The organism is Streptomyces sp. NPDC002125 (genome assembly GCF_053593715.1).
Window position 1 is genome coordinate 284,785 of sequence record NZ_JBSFDD010000004.1, and the last position, 20,564, is coordinate 305,348.

Annotated in this window: 16 protein-coding genes and 2 pseudogenes; 10 read left to right on the forward strand and 8 right to left on the reverse strand. The window is 72.8% G+C overall.

Annotated elements, in window-relative coordinates; all coding sequences use genetic code 11:
- The first annotated feature begins 25 nt into the window (after positions 1-25).
- The gene (locus ACWCQM_RS09570; RefSeq protein ID WP_450914719.1) at positions 26-6,706 is read left to right on the forward strand and encodes a beta-ketoacyl synthase N-terminal-like domain-containing protein; all 6,681 of its coding nucleotides are present in this window, start codon (positions 26-28) and stop codon (positions 6,704-6,706) included.
- 22 nt (positions 6,707-6,728) lie between these two features.
- Here the strand turns inward: ACWCQM_RS09570 and ACWCQM_RS09575 are convergent, their stop codons facing one another.
- A complete protein-coding gene (locus ACWCQM_RS09575) occupies positions 6,729-7,169 on the reverse strand; it encodes an ATP-binding protein (RefSeq protein ID WP_450914720.1) in 441 nt (146 codons plus the stop codon).
- A gap of 160 nt (positions 7,170-7,329) precedes the next feature.
- Between ACWCQM_RS09575 and ACWCQM_RS09580 the strand changes: the two genes are divergently transcribed.
- Positions 7,330-7,500, forward strand: a complete 171-nt coding sequence (locus ACWCQM_RS09580; protein ID WP_450914721.1) for a hypothetical protein — start codon at positions 7,330-7,332, stop codon at positions 7,498-7,500.
- 153 nt (positions 7,501-7,653) lie between these two features.
- Here ACWCQM_RS09580 and ACWCQM_RS09585 read toward each other — a convergent pair whose 3' ends face one another.
- Positions 7,654-8,130 (reverse strand): N-acetyltransferase family protein, encoded by a 477-nt coding sequence (locus ACWCQM_RS09585; protein WP_450914722.1) that lies wholly within the window; start codon positions 8,128-8,130, stop codon positions 7,654-7,656.
- 753 nt (positions 8,131-8,883) lie between these two features.
- Here ACWCQM_RS09585 and ACWCQM_RS09590 point away from each other — a divergent pair.
- Genes ACWCQM_RS09590 through ACWCQM_RS09600 form a run of 3 tightly spaced genes read left to right on the forward strand, consistent with a single transcriptional unit; the run spans position 8,884 to position 11,976 of the window.
- Positions 8,884-9,945 (forward strand): aKG-HExxH-type peptide beta-hydroxylase, encoded by a 1,062-nt coding sequence (locus ACWCQM_RS09590; RefSeq protein WP_450914723.1) that lies wholly within the window; start codon positions 8,884-8,886, stop codon positions 9,943-9,945.
- Complete coding sequence (locus ACWCQM_RS09595) at positions 9,942-11,162, forward strand: YcaO-like family protein (RefSeq protein WP_450914724.1); 1,221 nt, start codon at positions 9,942-9,944, stop codon at positions 11,160-11,162. The genes ACWCQM_RS09590 and ACWCQM_RS09595 overlap by 4 nt, the downstream gene beginning before the upstream one ends.
- A 46-nt stretch (positions 11,163-11,208) precedes the next feature.
- Complete coding sequence (locus tag ACWCQM_RS09600) at positions 11,209-11,976, forward strand: class I SAM-dependent DNA methyltransferase (protein ID WP_450914725.1); 768 nt, start codon at positions 11,209-11,211, stop codon at positions 11,974-11,976.
- A 59-nt stretch (positions 11,977-12,035) separates the two neighbouring features.
- Here the strand turns inward: ACWCQM_RS09600 and ACWCQM_RS09605 are convergent, their stop codons facing one another.
- The gene (locus ACWCQM_RS09605; RefSeq protein WP_450914726.1) at positions 12,036-12,653 is read right to left on the reverse strand and encodes a CGNR zinc finger domain-containing protein; all 618 of its coding nucleotides are present in this window, start codon (positions 12,651-12,653) and stop codon (positions 12,036-12,038) included.
- A 96-nt stretch (positions 12,654-12,749) separates the two neighbouring features.
- On the opposite strand from ACWCQM_RS09605, the gene ACWCQM_RS09610 reads away from it, so the two are divergent.
- From ACWCQM_RS09610 to ACWCQM_RS09620, 3 genes and pseudogenes are all read left to right on the forward strand, one after another.
- Positions 12,750-13,571, forward strand: a complete 822-nt coding sequence (locus ACWCQM_RS09610; RefSeq protein ID WP_450914727.1) for an AzlC family ABC transporter permease — start codon at positions 12,750-12,752, stop codon at positions 13,569-13,571.
- Complete coding sequence (locus ACWCQM_RS09615) at positions 13,568-13,873, forward strand: AzlD domain-containing protein (protein ID WP_450914728.1); 306 nt, start codon at positions 13,568-13,570, stop codon at positions 13,871-13,873. The genes ACWCQM_RS09610 and ACWCQM_RS09615 overlap by 4 nt, the downstream gene beginning before the upstream one ends.
- 118 nt (positions 13,874-13,991) lie before the next feature.
- A pseudogene (locus ACWCQM_RS09620) lies at positions 13,992-14,213 on the forward strand (transposase); the annotation flags it as partial.
- 110 nt (positions 14,214-14,323) lie between these two features.
- Here ACWCQM_RS09620 and ACWCQM_RS09625 read toward each other — a convergent pair.
- Complete coding sequence (locus tag ACWCQM_RS09625; RefSeq protein WP_450914729.1) at positions 14,324-15,769, reverse strand: dihydrolipoyl dehydrogenase family protein; 1,446 nt, start codon at positions 15,767-15,769, stop codon at positions 14,324-14,326.
- A gap of 115 nt (positions 15,770-15,884) precedes the next feature.
- Here ACWCQM_RS09625 and trxA point away from each other — a divergent pair, with 115 nt between their 5' ends.
- Positions 15,885-16,283, forward strand: a complete 399-nt coding sequence (gene trxA / locus ACWCQM_RS09630) for a thioredoxin (RefSeq protein ID WP_450914730.1) — start codon at positions 15,885-15,887, stop codon at positions 16,281-16,283.
- Between the two features lie 334 nt (positions 16,284-16,617).
- Here trxA and ACWCQM_RS09635 read toward each other — a convergent pair.
- The 3 genes and pseudogenes from ACWCQM_RS09635 to ACWCQM_RS09645 form a co-directional block, all read right to left on the reverse strand.
- Positions 16,618-16,866: pseudogene (locus ACWCQM_RS09635) on the reverse strand (hypothetical protein); the annotation flags it as partial.
- Between the two features lie 73 nt (positions 16,867-16,939).
- Positions 16,940-17,968, reverse strand: a complete 1,029-nt coding sequence (locus ACWCQM_RS09640) for a LacI family DNA-binding transcriptional regulator (protein ID WP_450914731.1) — start codon at positions 17,966-17,968, stop codon at positions 16,940-16,942.
- Between the two features lie 109 nt (positions 17,969-18,077).
- Entirely contained in the window at positions 18,078-18,971 is an 894-nt protein-coding gene (locus ACWCQM_RS09645) for a glycosyl hydrolase family 18 protein (protein WP_450914732.1), read from the reverse strand.
- Positions 18,972-19,260: 289 nt separating this feature from the next.
- Here ACWCQM_RS09645 and ACWCQM_RS09650 point away from each other — a divergent pair, with 289 nt between their 5' ends.
- Positions 19,261-19,728, forward strand: coding sequence for a type II toxin-antitoxin system PemK/MazF family toxin (locus ACWCQM_RS09650; RefSeq protein WP_450914733.1), 468 nt, complete (start codon positions 19,261-19,263; stop codon positions 19,726-19,728).
- Here ACWCQM_RS09650 and ACWCQM_RS09655 read toward each other — a convergent pair.
- Entirely contained in the window at positions 19,713-20,546 is an 834-nt protein-coding gene (locus ACWCQM_RS09655; protein ID WP_450914734.1) for a TIGR02452 family protein, read from the reverse strand. The two genes, ACWCQM_RS09650 and ACWCQM_RS09655, sit on opposite strands and share 16 nt — an antisense overlap.
- Positions 20,547-20,564 lie beyond the last annotated feature (18 nt).

Below are 20,564 nucleotides of genomic sequence, written 5' to 3' on the forward strand. Positions count from 1 at the left end.
GCCCCGCCGTGAAGTGAGTACCCGTATGGATTTCGAACCGATCGCTGTCGTCGGCCGGGGCTGCGTGCTGCCCGGCGCGCTCGACCCGGACGCGTTCTGGGAGAACATCGCCGCCGGCCGCACCACGGTGTCGGCGGCCCCGGCGGATCGTTGGCGGTTGCCGCGCCACTGGGCCATGGGCCCGGTGGACGACCATCTCGACCGCACCTGGACCGATGTCGGCGGCTACGTCGAGGGGTTCGAGTCCGTCTTCGATCCGGACGGCTTCCGCATCCCCGGGGAGCGGATCTCCTCGCTGGACCCTCTGTTCCACTGGGTCCTGTACGGGGTGAGGCAGGCACTCACGGAGGCGGGCCGGGTGGGGCCTCTGCCGCGCGCCGGCCTGGTGATGGGCAACCTGTCCTACCCCACGCAGGCCGGGGCGGTCTTCTCCGAGCACGTCTGGCTGGCCGCGCAGCGGCCCCCGCTCCGTGACGCCCTGCTGACGGGTGAACACCGGGCGCGCCCCGACGCACGCAACCGCTTCTCCTCCGGGCTGCCCGCCCGGCTCGCGGCCCGTGCGCTAGGACTCGGCGCGGGGGCGTGGGCCCTCGACGCGGCCTGCGCGTCCTCGTTGTACGCGATCAAGCTGGCGTGCGACCGGCTGCACGACGGCACGGCCGATCTGATGGTGGCCGGCGGGGTCAGCCGGCCCGATCCCCTCTATCTGCACGTGGGGTTCTGCGGCCTGTCCGCGACGAGCCGCACGGGGCGCAGCCGCCCCTTCCACCGGGACGCCGACGGGCTGGTGCACGGCGAGGGGGCCGGTTTCGTCGCCCTGATGAGGCTGTCCGAGGCCCGCGCCTCCGGCCTTCCCGTGTTCGGTGTGATCCGCGGTGTGGGACTGTCCAACGACGGGCGCGGTTCCGGGCTGATCAGCCCGTCGGAGGAGGGCCAGGTGCGGGCCATGCGCCTGGCCTACGGCATGGCGGGCGTCGCTCCCGAGTCCGTGTCGCTCGTCGAGTGCCATGCGACGGGAACACCGGTCGGGGACGCGGTGGAGGTGCGGGGCATGGCCCGGGTCTTCGGGAGCGGTGACGACGTGCCGATCGGTTCGGCAAAGTCGAACGTCGGACACCTGCTGGCTTCGGCGGGCGTGACCGGGCTGCTCAAGGTCCTCGGTGCGCTGGGGGCGGGGGTCCGTCCGGCGACACTCGGCGCGGACCGGCCGCTGGACGAGTTGGCGGGCACTCCGTTGCGGGTGCTCGCGGCTCCGGAGGAGTGGGCGGGGCCGCGCAGGGCGGCCGTGAGCGCCTTCGGGTTCGGCGGGACCAACGCCCACCTGGTCGTGGACCATGCGGAGGACGCTCCCCCGTCCTCCGCGTCACGGCCGCCGCGCCGCGCGACGACTGCCGTACGGCGGCCCGGCGATCCTTCCGGCGGCCGGGCGGTGGCGATCGTCGCTCTCGGCGCCCGGGTCGGCGACGGGACCTGTGTCGAGGACTTCCGCCGGGCGGTGCTGGGCGGTGAACGGCGCGGCCCCGCCACGGAGATCGCGGTGGAGCTCACCGGGCTGTGCTTCCCGCCGTCGGGGCTGGAGCGGACCGTGCGCCACCAGCTTCTGGTGCTGGAGGCCGCCCGGGAGGCCGCACGGGGGGTGGCCCTGCCTCGCGAGCGGACCATGGTGGTCGTCGGCATGGGGGTGGACCCCGAGGTGGCCCGGGCGGGCGCGCGCTGGCGGGTTCCGTACTGGCTGGAACAGGCCGCCGGTCAGGGCGTGACGGTGCCGCCCCCCGGCCCCGCCCGGGACGCGTTCGTACCGCCCATGACCGCGGAGGGGGTGGTGGGCAGTATGCCGAACCTCGTGGCGAGCCGGATCAGCACCCAACTGGACCTGGCCGGGCCGTCGTTCGCGGTGTCCGCGGAGGAGGCGTCCGGGCTGGTGGCGCTGGAGGTCGCGGCGCGGGCCGTCCGGTCGGGGGAGGCAGATGCGGCACTCGTCGGTGCCGCCGACCTGTCCTGCGAGGCGGTTCACCGCTCGGCCCTGCGGGAGCTCGGGGACGACCGCGATCCGGGGGACGCGGCGGTCGTCCTGGTCCTCAAGACCCTGGACGCCGCGCGCAGGGACGGCGACACCGTCGTCGCCCGGCTGGACGAGGGGGCCTCGGACGAGCCCGACATGGTCATCGGCGACGGCCCCGGCGCGGCGTTCGACCCGGCGTCGGCCTTCGGGCGCGCTCATGCCGCGTCCGGGCTGGTCTCCGTCGCGGTGGCGGCGCTCGCGCTCCAGCACCGCGCTGTGCCGCGTGCGGCCGGACCGGCGGACACCGCGGCCGTCGCCCACACCGCGCGGGCCGTGGTGACGCCGATGGAGGGGCCCGAGGCGAGCGTGCGCCTGCGTTCGGGTGACCCCCGGCCGTGGCTGCGGGGAACGGCTCCGCGTCTGCACGTCTTCTCCGGGGCCGACCGCCGGGAGGTGCTGGCCGCGCTGGACTCGGGCACGGAGTCCAGCGCGGGCCCGGCCCGGCTGGCGCTCGTGGTCGGCGGCGGGGACGCTCTGCCGGACCGCAGGGCGGCCGCCCGCCGCTGGCTGACGGGGGGCGGGCCCCGTCCCGCCGATGTGCTGTACCGGGACGGGCCGGTCGACGGGCGGACCGCGTTCGTCTACACCAACGGCTCGGCCACGTATCCGGGGATGGGCCATGAGCTGACGCTCGCCCTGCCGTCGCTCGGCGAGGCCGTCCGGGACGGCCACCGGGCGCTGGGCACACGGTTGCGGTCCGGACCGGAGCGGGAGCGCGGCGTGCTCGGCCAGATCTGGGCGGCCGCCGAACTGTCCGCCCTGCACACCGTGTTCACCCGCGAGGTGCTCGGCATGGAGCCGGATGCCGCGCTCGGCTACTCCTCGGGCGAGTCGGCCGCCCTGGTCGCGCTGGGGGCGTGGCCGGACGCCACGGGGCTGTACGAAGCCACCCGGGACAGCGGTCTGTTCACGACCGAGCTCACCGGTGAGCTCCGGGCGGTCCGGCGCCACTGGCAGCGACGGGGCATCCAGGGCTCCCGCTGGTCGAGCTATCTGGTCAGCGTCCCCCTGGACGTGGTCCGTTCGGAGCTCGCCACGGAGGACGCGGTCCATCTGATGGCGGTGAACGCGCCCGGGGTGTGCGTCATCGGTGGCGAGTCCCGGGCGTCCGCGGCTGTCGTGGCCAGGCTCGGTGCCGACCGTGCGATCGAGCTGGACTACGACATGGCGGCGCACGCGCCGGAGCTGGCCGAGGTCCGGGAGGTATGGCGCGAGGTCCACCACCGCCCCACGGTCGAGGTGCCCGGGGTGCGGTTCTACAGCGGGGCCACCGGGCAGGCGTACCGGCCGACGGCCGAGCGTGCCGCCGAGGCGGTCACCGCTCAGGGGCTGGGCACGATCGACTTCGCGGCCACGGTCGAGCAGGCGTGGGCCGACGGTGTCCGGGTGTTCGTGGAGCACGGGCCGAGGAGGCTGTGCACCGGCTGGATCAAGCGGGTGCTCGGCGACCGGGAGCATGTGGCCGTCGCGCTGGACTCCCCGGAGGACACCGGACTGCGCCAGCTGTGCCTGGCGGTGGCCGAACTCGTCGTCGCCGGAGTGCCCGTGCGGGCCGACGAGGTGTTCGCGCGGCTCGCCGAGGCAGCCACGGATCTCCCGCGGCCCGGGCCCGCCGTCACCGTTCCCATGGTCCCGTCCCCGAGCCTGCCGCCCCCGGTGCCTGCGGTGCCTGCGGTGCCTGCGGTGACGGTCCTGCCCCGGGCCCCCGAGCTGGCCCCCGTACCGGACGTTGGCCCCAGCCGTCCCCCGGCTGCCGCCGCACCGGCCGTCCCGCCTGCGCGGGACTCCGGTGGCCTCGCCGCCCACTCCCCCGGTGCCGTGGAACAGCGGCTCCGGCCGCCCGCCGAAGGTTCGGAGGAGCGGGGGACGCCGGGAGTTACGGCCGCGGTCGCCCGGCAGAGTCTGCGGGTCGCCGCGCTGCACCAGGAGGTCATGGCCGGGCACACGGAGGCCCATCAGCGGTTCCTGCGGGTGTCGGCGCTCGCCGTCACCGCGCTGACGGCAGGGGTGCCGCCGACCCAAGCTCCCGTACCGCTGACGGGGTTGGTGCCGCCGAACCCCGTTCCCGTACTGCGGCACGCCCCCGTCGCGCCTCCACCGGTCGTCCGGCCCCGGCCGGCTCCCGCGCCGGCCCCGAGGCCGGGTCCGGGCTTCGATCGCGCCCAGTTGGAGCACCTCGCCTCCCGTGAGGTCTCCGCCCTGTTCGGCCCGCGCTTCGCCGAGCAGGACGGATACGCGGTGCAGACCCGGATGCCCGGGCCGCCCATGCTGTTCGCGGACCGGGTCACCGGCATCGACGCGGTGCCCGCGGCGCTCACCCTGCCGGATCCGGTGCGCACGGACGGAAGGATCTGGACCGAAACCGACGTCCTGAACGACAGCTGGTATCTGGACTCCACGGGACGCATGCCGGCAGGTCTGCTGATCGAGGCGGGCCAGGCCGACCTGCTCCTGCTCAGCTGGCTGGGTGTCGACCTCCTGAACCGGGGCGAGCGCGCCTACCGGCTGCTGGGCTGCGAGGTGACGTTCCACGGCGAGCCACCGCGCGCCGGTGACACGCTGTGCTTCGAGATCCATGTCGACGGCCACGCGGAGGAGGAGGGTGTCCGGCTCGCCTTCTTCCACTACGACTGTTACGTGGACGGCGAGCTCCGGCTCAGTGTCCGTGAGGGCCAGGCCGGGTTCTTCACCCCCGAGGAGCTCGCCGGCAGCGGCGGGGTCCGGTGGAATCCCGCCGAACACGCGCCCGGCGACGACCTTCCGCTCGACCCGCCTGCCGTGCGCTGCGGAGAGACCCGCTTCGGCGCGGACCGGGTGCGGGCCCTCGGGGAGGGGCGGCCGGCGGACTGCTTCGGACCGGGCTGGGAGACGACGGCTGCCCATGTCCGGTCGCCGAGGCTCGACGAGGGACGGCTGCGGCTGCTGGACGAGGTGACCGCCTTCGACCCGGCCGGCGGTCCGTGGGGCCGGGGCTATCTGCGCGCCGAGACCGCGTTGTCGCCGGACGACTGGTTCTTCGCCGGACACTTCAAGAACGACCCCTGTATGCCGGGCACTCTGATGCTCCAGGGCGGCCTCCAGGCGATGGCGTTCTACCTGACGGCCATGGGCTTCACCGTCGACCGTGACGGCTGGCGCTTCGAACCGGTCAGCGGGATCCCCTACAAGGCCCTGTGCCGGGGCCAGGCGACCCCGGAGGGCCGGCTGGTCGTCTACGAGGTGTTCGTCCGCGGTGTCTCGGCCGGGCCGGAACCGACGCTCTACGCGGACGTGCTGGGTTCGGTCGACGGGACGAAGGCCTTCCTGGGCCGCGGCATGGCGCTGCGGCTCGTACCCGACTGGCCGCTGGCCCAGTGGCGGCACTCGGGCCCGCCCCTCGTCCAGGCCGGCGGAGCCCCTGTGCCGCTCCCGCGGCTCGGCGGCCTGGCCGGGCACCGCGAGGAGAGGCCGGTGGCTGTGGCTGCCGACGGACTCCCCTTCGGCTACGCCTCGCTGCTGGCGTGCGCCTGGGGCAGGCCGAGCGAGGCGTTCGGCGCCATGTACGAGCCTTTCGACGGCACGCGCAGGGTGGCCCGGCTCCCCGGGCCGCCGTACCACTTCATGAGCCGGATCGTCTCGGTGGACGGGCCGCAGGCGGGGATGCGGGAGGGCAGCACCGTCGTCGCGGAGTACGACGTACCGGCGGAGGCCTGGTACTTCGAGCAGAGCGGTGGCCACACCGCGCCGTTCGCCGTACTCATGGAGATCGCGCTGCAGCCCTGCGGATGGCTCGCCTCGTACGTGGGCAGCGCACTGACCACGGACATGGACCTGCTCTTCCGCAACCTCGACGGGTCGGGGACGGTCACCGGCGAGGTGACCCCGCTGACGCGGACGGTCCGTACCCGTGCCGAACTGACGCGTGTCTCCCGCAGCGGGGACATGATCATCGAGTCGTTCCGGGTGTCGTGCACGGCTGACGGCGTGCCCGTGCTCGAACTCTCCACGGCCTTCGGTTACTTCCCTCCGTCGGCCTTCGACGACCAGCCGGGTCTCGCGGCGTCGGCGGACGACCGGGCCCGCCTGGACGAGCACTGCGGTCGTACGGTCGATCTGACCGCCCGGCCCGTCCGGTACTGCGCCGGGAAGCTGTGCCTCCCGGGCCCCATGCTGCTGATGCTGGACCGGATCACAGGCTACTGGCCGGACGGGGGGAGCGCGGGACTCGGCCGGTTGCGGTCGGAGAAGGACGTACGGCCGGACGCCTGGTTCTTCCGGGCCCACTTCTTCCAGGACCCGGTGCAGCCCGGCTCCCTGGGCCTGGAGGCCATGTGCCAGCTGCTGCAGTATCACCTCATCGAACAGGGGGCGGGCGACGGCCTTCCTCACCCCAGGTTCGAGCCGGTGCTGCCCGGCCGGGAGACGGCATGGACGTACCGGGGCCAGATCACCCCCTCCCACCGGCTGATCCGGGTGGACATGGACATCGTGGAGAGCGGCACGGACGAGCAGGGCCCCTATGCGGTGGCGGACGCGTCGCTCTGGGGCGATGACACATGCATCTACCGGGTGCGTGGGCTGGGTATGCGCGTGGTGTCCGGGGCGGACCGTCCACCGCACGCCTCACCCGGTGCTCCGCCCCGTGCGGAGGGCCCACGGCACTGACGGTGGCCGCCGCTCCCGGAGTTCAGCTCACGTCCTTGCCGTGCCGGGGCTTCGGAGCGCCCGGTGGCACGAAGCAGGCGGTGACGGTCTTACCCGAGGCCTGCGGGTGTGTAGCCCAGTCGTCGGCGAGTGCTTCGACGATGGCCAGGCCGCGTCCTCCGGTCGTCATGAGGTCCTCGGGCTGCTTGGCGGGGGGCAGGGAGTCGGAGTCGTGGACACTCACGTGCAGGCAGTGACTGTCCCAGGTGAGAACCAGCTGCGCGTCGCTGTGTGCGTGCACATGCGCGTTGGTGATCAGCTCGGAGACACTGAGCAGTATCGCGTCCACCGTCTCGGGGGCGTCCCTGGTCCACTCCAGGGACGCGAGGTGCTCCCGCGTCCACCGACGACCGGCCCGCACGCCTTGCTCCACCGGAAACGACTGCGCCCACCCCATCGCACGCAGCGATGTGTCTTTCGCCATCGGCGCTCCCTCACTCGGTTTTCCCACCGCCTACCCCCGCCCTCGGCGCGCACCCCCACGACCCCGGCGTTGCGGCCCGCCGCCGGCCGGACGCCGAACGGGGGTCTGCCGGCGGGATGTCCGGGCACACGCACCTCAACCCCTTCGAGAGGAGCACCCCATGCTCGGCATAGCCGCGGCTGTCCTGTTCGCCATCGCTTTCCTGATCAACGCGGCGGACATCACCACCAACGACGTCTTCTCCTCGGTGAACGTCATGCTCCTGGGCCTGGCGGTACTCGCCCTGCACGTCGCGGGCATCGGAGCGGGCCGCCCCGCCCGCAGACGCTGACCGCACCGCCGGTCGCCCGGCGCGGGCGGGTGCTCGCCGCACTCCCGCCCGTGCCGGGCGAGCGCACGGCGCATGGGTGGAGCAGCCGGCAAATGTCGCGGCATTCGAGCCGATCCGCAGCCTCAGTTTCCGCATGAGGGCGGCCGACCGCACCTAGAGGGCGAGCTTGAACCCTTCATGGCTGCGTGCGAAGCCCAGTACGGCATAGAAGCGGTGCGCGGCCTCACGCTGTTTGTTGCTGGTCAGCTGTACCAGGGCGCAGCCACGCGAACGTGCCCGCGTGATCGCCTGTTCCATCAAGGTCCGGCCGAGACCGTCTCCCCGCCGGTCCGCACGGACCCGCACCGCTTCGACCAAGGCGCGCTCGGCACCGCCCTTGCCGAGTCCCGGAATGTAGGTCGCCTGCAGGCACCCCACCAGCGTGCCGCCGCTGTCCACCAGAACCAGCATCTCGTTGCGAGGGTCCGTCTCGATCGCCACGAAGGCACGCTCATGCGCCTGCGTCACCACAACGGTCGCCGGGTCCACCACCTGGTCCTCGTCAGCGAGCAGAGCCAGCACCGCAGGCAGGTCGGCACGGGTCGCGAGACGCAGGGTAGGGGCGGACGAGGGCGCAGGGAGAGCAGACATGACACAGACCCCAACCGGCCCCTCATCGGCGGACTTCGGTCCCCATCCCGTGATCACGACTCCGGACAGGCTTCGTTGCCGCGGGTGAGATTTCCTGGAGGTGGGCGCCCTTGGGGGCGAAACCGGATCGCAGTCGTCACTGACAGTCGGACGGCCCGACCGGGGGCGGGAGTGTCGGTGCCGGGTGCGACGTCCGGGGTGGAGAGCAAACGGTACGCCCAGGGGGCATGCGACAGAGAACCGGACATTCCTCCGGTTCGCGCGGCGCGGCGCCGTGGCGCGTTCTGTGACGCCTCGCCCTGTCAGCCGGCGCACCCGGCACGCTGCCGTCCTGGCGATGGACTCGGCCGTTGTCACCAGCATGCGCGGCCACACTCACGTCCGCCCCTCGATTCGCCACACCATTGCCGGCCGGATCGCCGGTGACCGGATACCGACCGCGCCAGGCGGCAGCACACATGGCCGACTCCCGCAGGGGTAACTCGTAGGCCGTCCGACGGCCACACGCCGCATACTCCGTCACTGGGCCACACGGCCTGGAAAGAGGTCTGGCATGGAGCACGAGATCGAGCAGGTCACCGAGGAGCTTCCCGAGCTCGCCCTGATGATCGACATCGGCGGCGACGACGACTGACGGGGCCGGAACTCCCGCAGCCCCGAACTGAACAAGGGTGTGTGGCGGACCGTTTGCGAGGGTCCGGCACACACCCGTCCACTGTCGGTCGATACAGAGGCGGAGACAGAATCTTGCGGGTGACACCTGACGCGGCGGCTGCCCGCCGCGCCGAAGCCGCCGTGTGGGAGGCCGCCGAGGCCGTCCTGCGCGCCGCAGGGCTCACCAGCGCCGTTCCCGCGCATCCTGCGGTCATGGCGGTGGCTCACCGGGCGCAGGAGTCACGCGGCACCGCCGACGCGGCAGAGCATGCGCCGCCCGGGCCGGCGGAGTGGCTGCACCGCGCCTCGTCACTCCCCCGCCATACCTCCGGTTCGCTGTGGGAGGTGGATCTGGCCGAGCCGGACACCCATCTGCGGGACGCCGTCGCCCGTGCATGGGCGTCCCTGCCGCCGGCTGGACCGGCTCCCGCCACCCCGCCGTCCGCGCCCGGGGAAGCCTGCACGGTGTCCCGTTGGGACGCTGACCACAGGGAGCTCTTCGTCGAGGCCGTCGAGCGACTGGCCGTGGTGTGGCCGGACATGCTCGACGAACTGCGGGTGGGCGTCAAGCAGATCGCGTTGCTGAGCGGCCAGGGAATCAACGGGTTCACCGACTTCACCGTCCACGGTGCCGTGTTCGTCAACGCCGCACGGCTCGCCTCACGGTCCGGCGGCCTGCCCGGGTGGGTGAAGCTCGCAGATGCCCTCGTCCACGAGGGGACACACACGCGGTGCAATGCGGCGGCCCTGGTGACAGAGTTCCTCGCCCCTGCCGCGCACACGGTGGCACCGGTGAGCACCCCCCTGCGCCCCGACCCACGGCCGCTCACCGGACTCTTCCAGCAGACCGTGGTGCTGGTACGCCAAGTGATTCTGTATCGACGGCTCTTGGAGAGCCTGCGGGATCGCGAAGGCAGCGACGGTACGCTCGGCCAGGCTCTCAGCCGTCGGCACGGCAAGCTGGTGGCCGGTGCCCGTCAGGGCGTCGGCACTCTGGGACAGCACGCTGCGGCGCTGACACACGAGGGGCGTGCCGTGCTGACGGAGGCGCGCGTCCTTCTCGACGAGGAGGCTCGCCACCCGATCGAAGTCGCACCCCCCTCTCCCAGGCCCTCGGACTCGGCTCCCGAGGCCCCCGCGGCATCAGGGCGCGGCGCATGACCGTCCCGTTGCCCACGGTACGCGGTTCTTCCGCCCCACCTCAGTGGGTACCCGAGGTCTTCCGCCCGTTCGCGGACAGCGCGGCGGTCGTCATCGCCCGTGTGGCAGCCCGCTCCGCGGCGTTCGGGTCCAACAGCGCCGGTGGCGGCAGACCTGTCCTGGTGGGCAGTGCGGCCGGCGCGACCGCCGACGATGTCGCCGTGCGTGCCCGGGGTGAACTCATGGAGAGGATGGGCAATGTCCTGACCGGCCGGGCGGCCGAGTCCGGCGCGCTCCCGGCGACGCGGACCGCGACGCACTCCGAGCTACGGCGCCTCGGGGTTCCGGCCGTCGATCCGGCCCTCTGGGGTGCCGCAGAGTCCCGGGCAGCTCGCCAGCTCTGGGTGCGGGGACGGGCCTTGAGTTCGGACGGCGAGGTGTGGGTACCCGCCGGAGCTGCGTTCCTCCAGCACAGGCCCCCGCCCGGCTGCACCGCCACCGTCCGGGCCGGATCGACCGGAGTAGGCGCGCACCCCCGACGGGAGTCCGCCACCGCTCACGCCGCCTGGGAGATCCTGGAACGCGAACTGATCCGCCGAAGCTGGTGCGCCCCCGAACACCAACGCCCCTCCGTGTACGACGCGTTGGCAGGGCCGGCCGGACTGCCTCCCGGCCTCAGGGCGCTGCTGGTGCGCGAGCGGCTGTGCGCCACCGCGCTGCTGCCACCCGCGCCGCGGCAGGTGTGCGCGGTCGTCGTCTGTCTGCACACCGAGGACGGCCGCCTGCAGAGTTTCGGCGCGAGCTGCGGCCCGCCGGGCGGAAGCACAACGGCGTTGGCCAAAGCGGCGTTCGAGGCGCTGATGGTCCGCTGGAGCATGGGAACCGCCGCCGCACGCCGCGCCCTGCAGCGCCTGGAGAGCGCCGACCGGCCGCACCATGCGGTGGAACACGCCCTGTGGGCCTTCCACCGCCAGGACGCGCTGCGCCACTGGACGGGCGGCCACCCCGCCGGCGGTCACGGCCCCGTCCGCCACACCTCCGACAGCTCCGACCCGGCGGACCTCCCCGACCCGGTAAACCTGCTGACGCAGTACACGGGCCTTGACGTGATCGCGGTGGACTGCCCCACCGGACCGCCCGACACCGAGGACACGTCCGTGGTGCGGCTCGTCGCACCCGGCGCCCTGCCACTGCCCGCCCGCACCGCCCCCGGGATCCCGCCGCACCCCTTCGGCTGACCACCGTTCCCGGTCATCACGCCCTCGCCCCACACCGGAGGCCCCGATGCCCCCTGCACGCACCCCGGTCCCGCCGCCCGAAGCCGCCTACACACGGTTCGCCTCCCAGTACGACGACTGGTTCGCACCGGCCGGCGGCACGGACACCACCGTCGCCTTCCTCGCCTCGCTCGCGAAGGAAGCCCCGCCCGGCCCCCTGCTCGAACTCGGCATCGGCACCGGCCGCATCGCCCTGCCCCTCGCCGAGGAGGGCCTGGCCGTACACGGCATCGACAGCTCACCACAGATGGTCGCGCGGCTGCGCGCGAAACCCGGCGGCCGCGAGATCCCGGTGACCATGGGCAACTTCGCCGCTGAACCCGCAGAAGACGAACGCGGTACGTACGCCCTCGTCTACGTCGCCAACGGCACCTTCGCCGAAATCACCACACAGGCCGACCAGCTCGCCTGTTTCGCAGGCGCCGCACGGCGCCTGCGACCGGGCGGCCTCTTCGTCCTGGACGCCCATCTGCCGGAGGCCCTGGCAACGGTCTCCTCCGGCACCCGGCCCGTGAACAACTCCAGCCAGGACTTCGTCCTGTGCACCCGCAGCATCCACCCGGCCAAGCAGCACTACGTCTCCGACTACGTGGTCCTCGACGGCGACCAGCTCCGCCATGTGCGCGTCACGTTCCGCTATGCCTCGCCCGGCGAACTCGACCTGATGGCCGCGGCTGCCGGACTACGCCTGCGGCACCGCGCCGGAGGATGGTCCGGCGTCCCCTTCAAGGACTCCAGCAGCTACCACGTCTCCGTGTACGAGCTGCCCGCCTAGAGCGCGAGGCCGGCCCTCACACGAGAGGGCACCTCCCGCCCGGCGGCGGACGCGCGGGGTCATCCGCGCTGCCGGGTGCGGGAGTAGTGGCGCCTGGCGCGGTCCCGGTTGCCGCAGTCCTGCGAGCTGCACCAGCGCCGGGTTCCGCTCCGGGAGCGGTCGAGGAAGAACCAGCCGCATCCGGGGCCCTCGCAGCGCCGGACCCGGCCCAGGCCGTCCCCGCTCAGCAGGTCCTCCGTCCGCAGCGCCAGCGCGTGGCGCACATCGTCGAGACGGTCTGTGCCGGGCTGCCACCGCAGAGGGAAAGCGGGGGGCAGTACGGCGCCCTCGCGGGCCAGCACCATGTTCCGGCGCAGCGCTTCCCACTCTGCGGCAGGGGGCTCCTGGCCGTCGACCAGGGCATCCAGGACCGGCCAGAGGGCGGCGCGCAGGTCGAGGAGCGCCGCGGTCGCGGTATTCGAGGGCGTGGAGTCCGCCGTCTCCGCCCGGAGCAGCGCCTCGGCGCGCTCGGCGGTGAACACTCCGGTGGCCACGGCCCAACGCGCCCATGCCTCGGCGCCCTTGACACGGTCGATGGTGCGGGCGGGGTCCAGGCGCCAGGCGACGGTGTTGGCGAAGTCGAGCACCGGATGACCGCCCACGAGCGAGACACCGGAGTCGTGGGGGTTTCCCGGCACGTCTGGAGCGCGAGGAACAGCTTGCTTACTCGTCACACCACCATCGTACTCACTTTTCTAACACCCATAAGAGCCTATGGCTGTTACGGTAAGGCGATGGAAAGGTCCCGATCAGCGAAGGCAGTCGCCTCACCGCGTGCGAGCTTCCTCTCCGGAGTCAGAACCGGATCCGGGCTGGCGGCAGCCTCCTTTCTCCTCGCCGTCAGCTTCGGTGCGATCAGCACCTCCCAGGGCTGGGGGTATCTCGCGCCCGTGATCTGCTCGATGGCCGTGTTCTCGGGGTCCGCCCAGTTCGCCCTGCTGGCCACGCTGGCCTCCGGCGGCGGTGTGGCCGGCGCCGTGATGTCCGCGGCACTGATCAACAGCCGTTTCATCCCCATGGGCATCGCCGTCGCCGGCTACCTGCACGGCGGCCGGTTCCGCCGCGCGCTCGAAGGCCAGGCAGTGGTGGACGGCTCCTGGGCCGCCGCCCACCTCGGGGGCGGACAGTTCGACCGGTACCTGCTCTTCGGCGCCACCGCGATCCAGTGGCCCGCCTGGGTAGCGGGCACTGCCGTCGGCGTGGTGGTGTCCCCCGACCTCGATCTCCTGCACCGGCTCGGACTGGACGTCCTCACTCCCGCGCTCTTCCTCGCACTCCTCTTCGGCGAAGTCCGCCGGGAGCGGATCAACCGCCTGCCGGCCCTGCTCGGCGCGGCGATCGCCGCCGGACTCATCGTCTTCCTGCCCGCGGGACCCGCCCTGGTGGGCGCGGCACTCGCGGCTCTCGTCGCCCTGCTCAGGACACCCGCCCGGCACCTACAAGCCGACGAAACGGACGGGACGGCGGTGGCCGAGACCACGGAAGCCGCAGGGTCGGCCGAAACGCCTGAAAGGGCCCTGCGCTCCGCCCGCTCCGACGAAGAGGTCGCACCATGACACTCTGGCTCACCATCGCCTCCGTCGCCGCCCTCAGCTTCGCCTGCAAGGCCTTCGGCCCCGCCCTCTTCGGCGGGAGAACCCTGCCCCCACGAGCACAGTCGGTGATCGCCCTCTCCGCCCCCGCCCTGCTCGCCGGATTCATCGTCGTAGCCCTACTGGGCCCCCGCTGGACCGCCTTGGACCCCACGATGATCGCCGGGCTCGCGGTGGTTCCGCTGCTCCTCTGGCGCCGGGCCCCGCTCCCTGTGGCCCTGGTGGCCGCGGTCACCGTGACGGCGGCGCTACGCATATGGGTGTAGGAGCGGGCGGGGTCGCCGACCGGTCGGCGTCACCGGCGAGCCCGTTCCCCGCACCGGTGAGCCGGGGAGCATCAGCTGCCGGAAGCCCCGGACGATGCACCCCGAGCAGTCCCGCCGCGTCGGCGACGGCACCAGCTTCCCCGCCGCCGCCCACCTCGTCTCCTACGCCGACCTCGCCCCCACCACCAAGCCCTCGGGGAGCTCGATCCACGGCGAACACGCACCCCAAGGCGGAGACCGGCAGCTCAAGCACGCCATGGGTCATCTGACCAGCAGTGCGCAGTCGGTCTGCACCCAGCGTCGCCTGCCCTCGGCGCATCAGCGGTGCTCGGCAACCTGACAAGGTTGACCTGCCCGACAAGGCACAACAACCAGGCAGAACCTGCGACAGCCTACGAGTTCCCCAGCCCACTTGTGGCGTTTCCCGGTGTGTGTACTTAACGGCGGCTCCTACCCCCTGTACGTCTCCAGCAGCCTCAGCCAGACCTCACTGATCGTCGGGTAGGCAGGCACCGCGTGCCAGAGCCGGTCGATCGGTACCTCGCCGGCGACGGCGACCGTCGCGGAGTGCAGCAGTTCGCCGATGCCTGGGCCGACGAAGGTGACGCCGAGCAGGATCTCGCGGTCCAGGTCGACGACCATCCTCGCGCGCCCCGTGTACCCCTGCGCGTACAGGCCGGATCCGGCGACGGAGGCCAGGTCGTAGTCGACGGCGCGTACGCGGTGGCCCGCCGCCTCCGCCTCCGCGAGGGTGAGGCCGACCGATGCCGCTTCCGGGTCCGTGAACACGACCTGGGGGACGGCGGCGTGGTCGGCGGTGGCCGCGTGGGCGCCCCAGCGGTCCGTCTCCAGCAGTGGCGTCTCCTGCGCGCGGGCGGCGATCGCCGCTCCCGCGATGCGCGCCTGGTACTTGCCCTGGTGGGTCAGGAGCGCGCGGTGGTTGACGTCTCCGACGGCGTACAGCCAGTCGCTTCCCTCCACCAGGCAGCTGTCGTCGACCGAGAGCCAGGAGCCCGGCTTGAGTCCCACCGTGTCGAGGCCGAGGTCATCGGTGCGCGGGGCCCGGCCGGTGGCGAAGAGGATCTCGTCGGTCTCCAGCCGCTCCCCGTTGTCCAACTCGACGGTGACCGGGCCGTCGTGGCCCGCCCGGTGCACACTCCTGGCCGACACCCCGGTCAGGATCTTCGCGCCGGCCTCGCTCAGCGCGTCGGCGACCAGTTCGCCCGCGAAGGGTTCCATCTTGGGGAGCAGCCGCTTGCCGCGGATCAGCATCGTCACCTGGGCGCCGAGCCCCTGCCACACGGTGGCCATCTCCACGCCGACCACTCCCCCGCCCACGACGACGAGCCGGCCAGGTACCTCCTTGGCGCTGGTCGCCTCGCGGCTGCTCCAGGGGCGGGCCTCCGCGATGCCGGGCAGTGCGGGGACGACGGCGCGGCTGCCGGTGCAGACGGCGACGGCGTGCCGTGCGGTGAGGTGCTGCTCCGACCCGTCGGCGGCCGTCACCGACACCTGCCGTACTCCGGTCAGCCGCCCCTTGCCGCGATAGATGTCCGCGCCGACGCTCTCCAGCCAGGCGACCTGGCCGTCGTCCTTCCAGTGGGAGGTCTCCTCGTCGCGGTGGGCGAGGACGGCGTCCGCGTCGAGCGGGCCCTGCACCGCGCCGCTCAGCCCCGGCACACGGCGTGCGTCGGCGCGCGCCACCACGGGGCGCAGCAACGCCTTGCTGGGCATGCACGCCCAGTACGAGCACTCGCCGCCGATGAGTTCGGACTCGATCACGGCGGTGCTCAGCCCTGCGGCCCTGGCACGGTCCGCGACGTTCTCGCCCACCGGCCCCGCCCCGATGACCACCACGTCGTATTCGTTGCTCTGCGCACCCTCAGCATCTGTCATGGGAACAGTGTGGTCATGGGTGTGGCCCGCGGCCACATGGGCAGGCGGAATACGGCAGGAGTCGTCACCGTTGTGCCGGACAGGTTCGAACGGTCCGAGGAAGAGGTAACAGCGTATGAGCACCGTAGAGCTCACCAAGGAAAACTTCGATCAGGTCGTGAGCGACAACGAGTTTCTTCTGATCGACTTCTGGGCTTCCTGGTGTGGTCCGTGCCGGCAGTTCGCCCCGGTCTACGACTCGGCGTCCGAGCGCCACCCCGACCTGGTCTTCGCCAAGGTCGACACGGAGGCGCAGCAGGAGCTGGCGGCGGCCTTCGAGATTCGTTCGATCCCGACTCTGATGATCGTCCGTGACAACGTGGCGGTCTTCTCGCAGCCCGGAGCGCTGCCCGAGGCGGCGCTCGAGGATGTCATCGGGCAGGCGCGGAACCTCGACATGGACGAGGTCCGCAAGTCGGTCGAGGAGCAGAAGCAGGCTCAGCAGGCACAGCAGGCACAGCAGGAGCAGCAGTAGTCCCTTCGCGCCTGCGGCACACGTGACGAGGGCCCGGCCGTTTCGGCCGGGCCTTGCTCGTGCGCGGGCGGGAGCCGGATGGCCCGCCTTCGGGCGTGCGGGCTCAGCCGGCGGCGGGCTGCCCGCCGCTCCCCTTCTCCGGCGCGCCCGGCGCGCCAGGGACGTCCGGCGCGCCAGGGGCGTCCACCGCGTGCGAAGCATCCCGCGTGTCCGGCTCTCCGGTGTCCTGGGCCGCCTCCGGTCGGCCCGTGCCGCCCGTGCCCTGGTCCACCGCCTGCGGCTCCCCGGGGCTCTCGTCGTCCCGTGCCGGTTCGGCCGTACCGCCGATCCGCTCGGCGATTCTGACGGTGAGGCCGTAGTCCAGCTCGTGCCCGTCCACCAGCAGGGCTTCGACCGTGTGCGAAGCCGGGTCGATGTCCGCCACCAGGCCGTCGCCCGCGTAACGCGGGTAGCCCGAGGTCCCGGTCTGCCCGGTGGCCGCCACGACCGCGGAGCGGATGGCGGTGCTGGGCTCGGGGGCGCCGGTCGCGGTCTCCTCGGGTTCCGGGAACACCAGGATCTCGTAGCTCTGCGGATGGCTCATGCCGACGACGCTAGACATCCGCCGCCGGTGGCGCATGTCGTGACAGCGGGCGTGGGCGCCGGGACGGGCCCGGTCAGGTGGATTCGCGCTGCACCGCTCGGGCCCGCAGGAGGTAGTGGCGTTCCGGCGCGCCGCCGGGGTTCTGCACCAGCCGGTCGATCATCTCGGCCACTGGCTGCTCGGTCGCCAGTTCGGTCCTGACGCTGCTGAGCCGGGGCCGCAGGAGCCTGCCGAGCATCAGGTCGTCGGCGCCGATCACGGCCGTCTCCGACGGGATGCCGATCCCGGCGTCCTGGAGCGCTCTCATCAGGAGCATGGCGTACGCGTCGTCGTACGCGAACACCGCGTCCAGGCCCAGCGCGCGCCAGCGGGAGGCGAGGTCCTGGGCCGACGCCTCGTCGTAGTGCAGCGGAAGCGGCTGGACACGGGCGTCCGCCCCCGACTTCTCGGCGGCGCGGACCGCGCCGGCCAGGCGTGGTTCGGCGAACAGGGCGAGGCCGGGTTCCCGGGGCATGACCACACCGATGGCGCGCCGCCCGCGGGAGAGCAGATGCCGCACGGCGCAGCCCCCGACCTCCCCCTGGTCCACGACCAGGGCGTGCGCCCCTTCGACGGGCTGCGGGCCGAGGGTGATCACCGCCTTGGCGCCGGAGCGGGTGAGCACGGCTATCCCGTGCGGGGTGAGGGCGATGCCGCCGGGTGACACCACGGCGACGGGGCGGAGCTCGGCCCATGCCCTGGCCGCCTCGTCGGCGTCGAGGCCGACGCTCCCGTACTGCACGACGGTGTAGTCGAGGCGGCGCAGGTCCGACTCCAGGCCGGTGAAGAAGCGCTGGTGCAGGGGCCCTCCGGGCGCGTACGCGGCAGGCAGCAGCACCATTCTGGTGTGCCCGGCGCGCAGGCTCCGGGCCGCCGCGTGCGGGACGTAGCCGAGATCGGCCGCGGCCTCCCTGACCCGGAGGCGGGTTGGTTCGCTGATGCGAACAGTGGTGTTGTTGTTCAGTACGTAGGACACGGTGGCCCGTGAGACTCCGGCGAGTCGCGCCACATCGGCGCTGGTCGGAACGGAGACGCCTGCGGGCTGCTCGGGTAACTGGCTCATGGCGTCCGGCAGTCTTCCAGACCGGCTCGCCCCGCCGGCGGCCCGGGGGGTGCCTGCCGGGCCTGTCCGGGGGCGCGTCGCCACGAGCCGGGCCACCGGCGGGCGGGTGTCAGTTCCCGGCGAGTACCGGCCAGATCCCCGGGTCCTCGAAGCCGAGCGCCCAGAGCACCGTGCCGGCCACCCCGTGCTTGCGCAGCACCGGCAGGTGGGTGGCCACGCCGCGTGCGTCCTGGTACCAGACCTCGCGGGACTCCGTGCCGTCGTCGTAGGTGAAGTGCGGGGTGCCCGAGACCTCGTCGGAGCGGTAGGCGGCGTCCTCCTGGACGCGCAGCGCCTCGGCCTCCTTCCAGGTGACGTGCTTGGCGGGGGCCTTGCTCGCGCCGTCGGCAGGCCAGTTCCAGCCATAGGCCGGGAGTCCCATCTCCAGTTTGGCGGCCGGGACGAGCGCGGTGGCGCGGGTCAGGATGTCGTCGTACCAGCGGGTGTCGGCGAGGGGTCCGGGTTCACCGGCGGCGTGGTGCAGGTTGTAACCCATGATGCGGAGCCGGTCCGCGACACGCCCGAGCGCCGCGTAGTCCCAGATCCGTCCGGTCGTGGCGGTCTTCGGGAAGACCGTGACGACGCAACTCTTGCCGAGGACGTCCAGACGGTGGCAGACGTCGGTGGCCAGTGCGGTGAATCCGTCCCGTACGGCGGCGTACGTCGCGTCGCCGGTGGTGGCGATGGATTCGTAGTCCAGGTCGAGGCCGTCGTAGGCACGGCTCGCGACCGTGCGCATCAGCGCGTCGGCGTGTTCCGTGCGGCGGGCCGGGCTGGTGAGGATCGCCGCGAGGGCGCCGGGCTCCATCGTCTCCATGACGGTGGGGACGACCTCGACCCCGGCCCGGTGGAGTCCGTCGATGATGCGGCGCTCGCCCGCGCCGGGGTGCCCGTCGATCCGGCCGGCCGAGACGGCCTGGTACCAGAAGGGGCTGACGGTGTGCAGTTGGCCGGCGTGGCTCAAGGCGTCCTGGTAGGCCCCCTTCTGGTCCCAGTAGGGCAGCCACGCCGACACCGTACGGGGGCCCGCCGGCGCACCTGGAGCTGTGGCCGAGGTCGAGGGCGGAACGCCCGGCGCCGGTGCTGACGCCGCGCCAGAAGCCGCTGGCAGCACGGCTGCCGCGAGGAGGGCCGTGACCATGAGCGCGCGGGTGGGCCGGGGGCCGGCGAAGGGGTGACCATGAGGTAGAGCCTGAGGGTCGTTGACCCGGCCCGCTCCGTGGAGTGGTCCGTACAGGTTCTACGGTGTTGCGATGACGTTCCACCACATGAACCACAGCAGTGACAGCACGACCGACTTCCCCGGCCGCAGCGGCCCCGCCGCGACCTCCCAGGCCGAACCCCGCGAGGTGGGACGCGTCCGCACCGCGTACGCCCCGGATCGCGACGGCGATCCCGACCCCGGGGAGATCGTGTGGACCTGGGTGCCGTTCGAGGAGAACGACGGGCGCGGCAAGGACCGGCCGGTTCTCGTCGTGGCCCGGGAGCAGGAGGGCACGCTCCTCGCCGTGCAGCTGTCCAGCAAGCAGCACGACAGGGACCACGAGTGGGTGGCCCTGGGTGCCGGACCGTGGGACAGCTCGGGACGCCCGTCCTGGGTGGATCTGGACCGGGTGCTGCGGGTGCACGAGGACGGGATGCGGCGCGAGGCCTGTGCGCTGGACCGGGACAGGTTCGACCTGGTCGTGGGGCGGCTGCGGGAGCGCTACGACTGGAGCTGACCGGCGAAGGCGCTGGTGAAGGCCGCCCGGGTGACGGATTCGGGGTCACGGTCCGGGATGCCGAAGACGATCTGCTCGAAGTGGCCGCCGAAGCGCCCGCCGTCGGTGAGCAGGGCACGGAACGCGCCCGCGACGTGGGCCGGGTCGTTCATGAAGACCCCGCAGCCCCACGCGCCCAGTACCAGCCGGCGGTAGCCGCAGGCGGCGGCGACTTCGAGCACCCGTTCGGCCCGGCCGGCCAGTGCGGCCGGGACGCGGTGGGCCAGGCCGGGCTCGCGGCTGCGGATGACCCCGGCGTTGGGTGCGGGCGAGGTGAGGAACCCCACGGTGTAAGGGGTGTCCAGCAGCCTCCCCCGGTCGTCGCGGAAGACCGGCACACCGGGTGAGTGGATGACCATGTCGGTGTAGAAGACGCTGCGTTCGGCGCGGTGGTGCGCGTAGAACCCGGGGGCGCGGAGCAGCGTGGCGTGCAGCGCCGAGCCGCGGCAGAGCGACTCCTCCTGGGCCTGCGCGCCGTTCAGATAGCCGCCGCCGGGGTTGCGGGCGGAGGCGTAGTTCAGCACGGCGGTCCTGGCCCCGGACTCGCCGGTCATCCGGTGTGCGGCGCCCAGGCTCGTTTCGTCCGTCACCTCGATCACCGGGCTGCGGCAGGTGTCCACGGCGACGGGCACGGGCTCGGGCCCGTGGAGGCGGGTGCCGGAGAGCGCCGCGTCGACGGTGCGCCCGATCGTCACCTCGCGTCCGGCCGGGGTGCGGTACCGCCCGGCCCGCACGATCTTCTCGGTCTCTCTCGCGATCCCTCTCAGCCGTGCGCTCATGGTCGTGCCCCCGTGTGG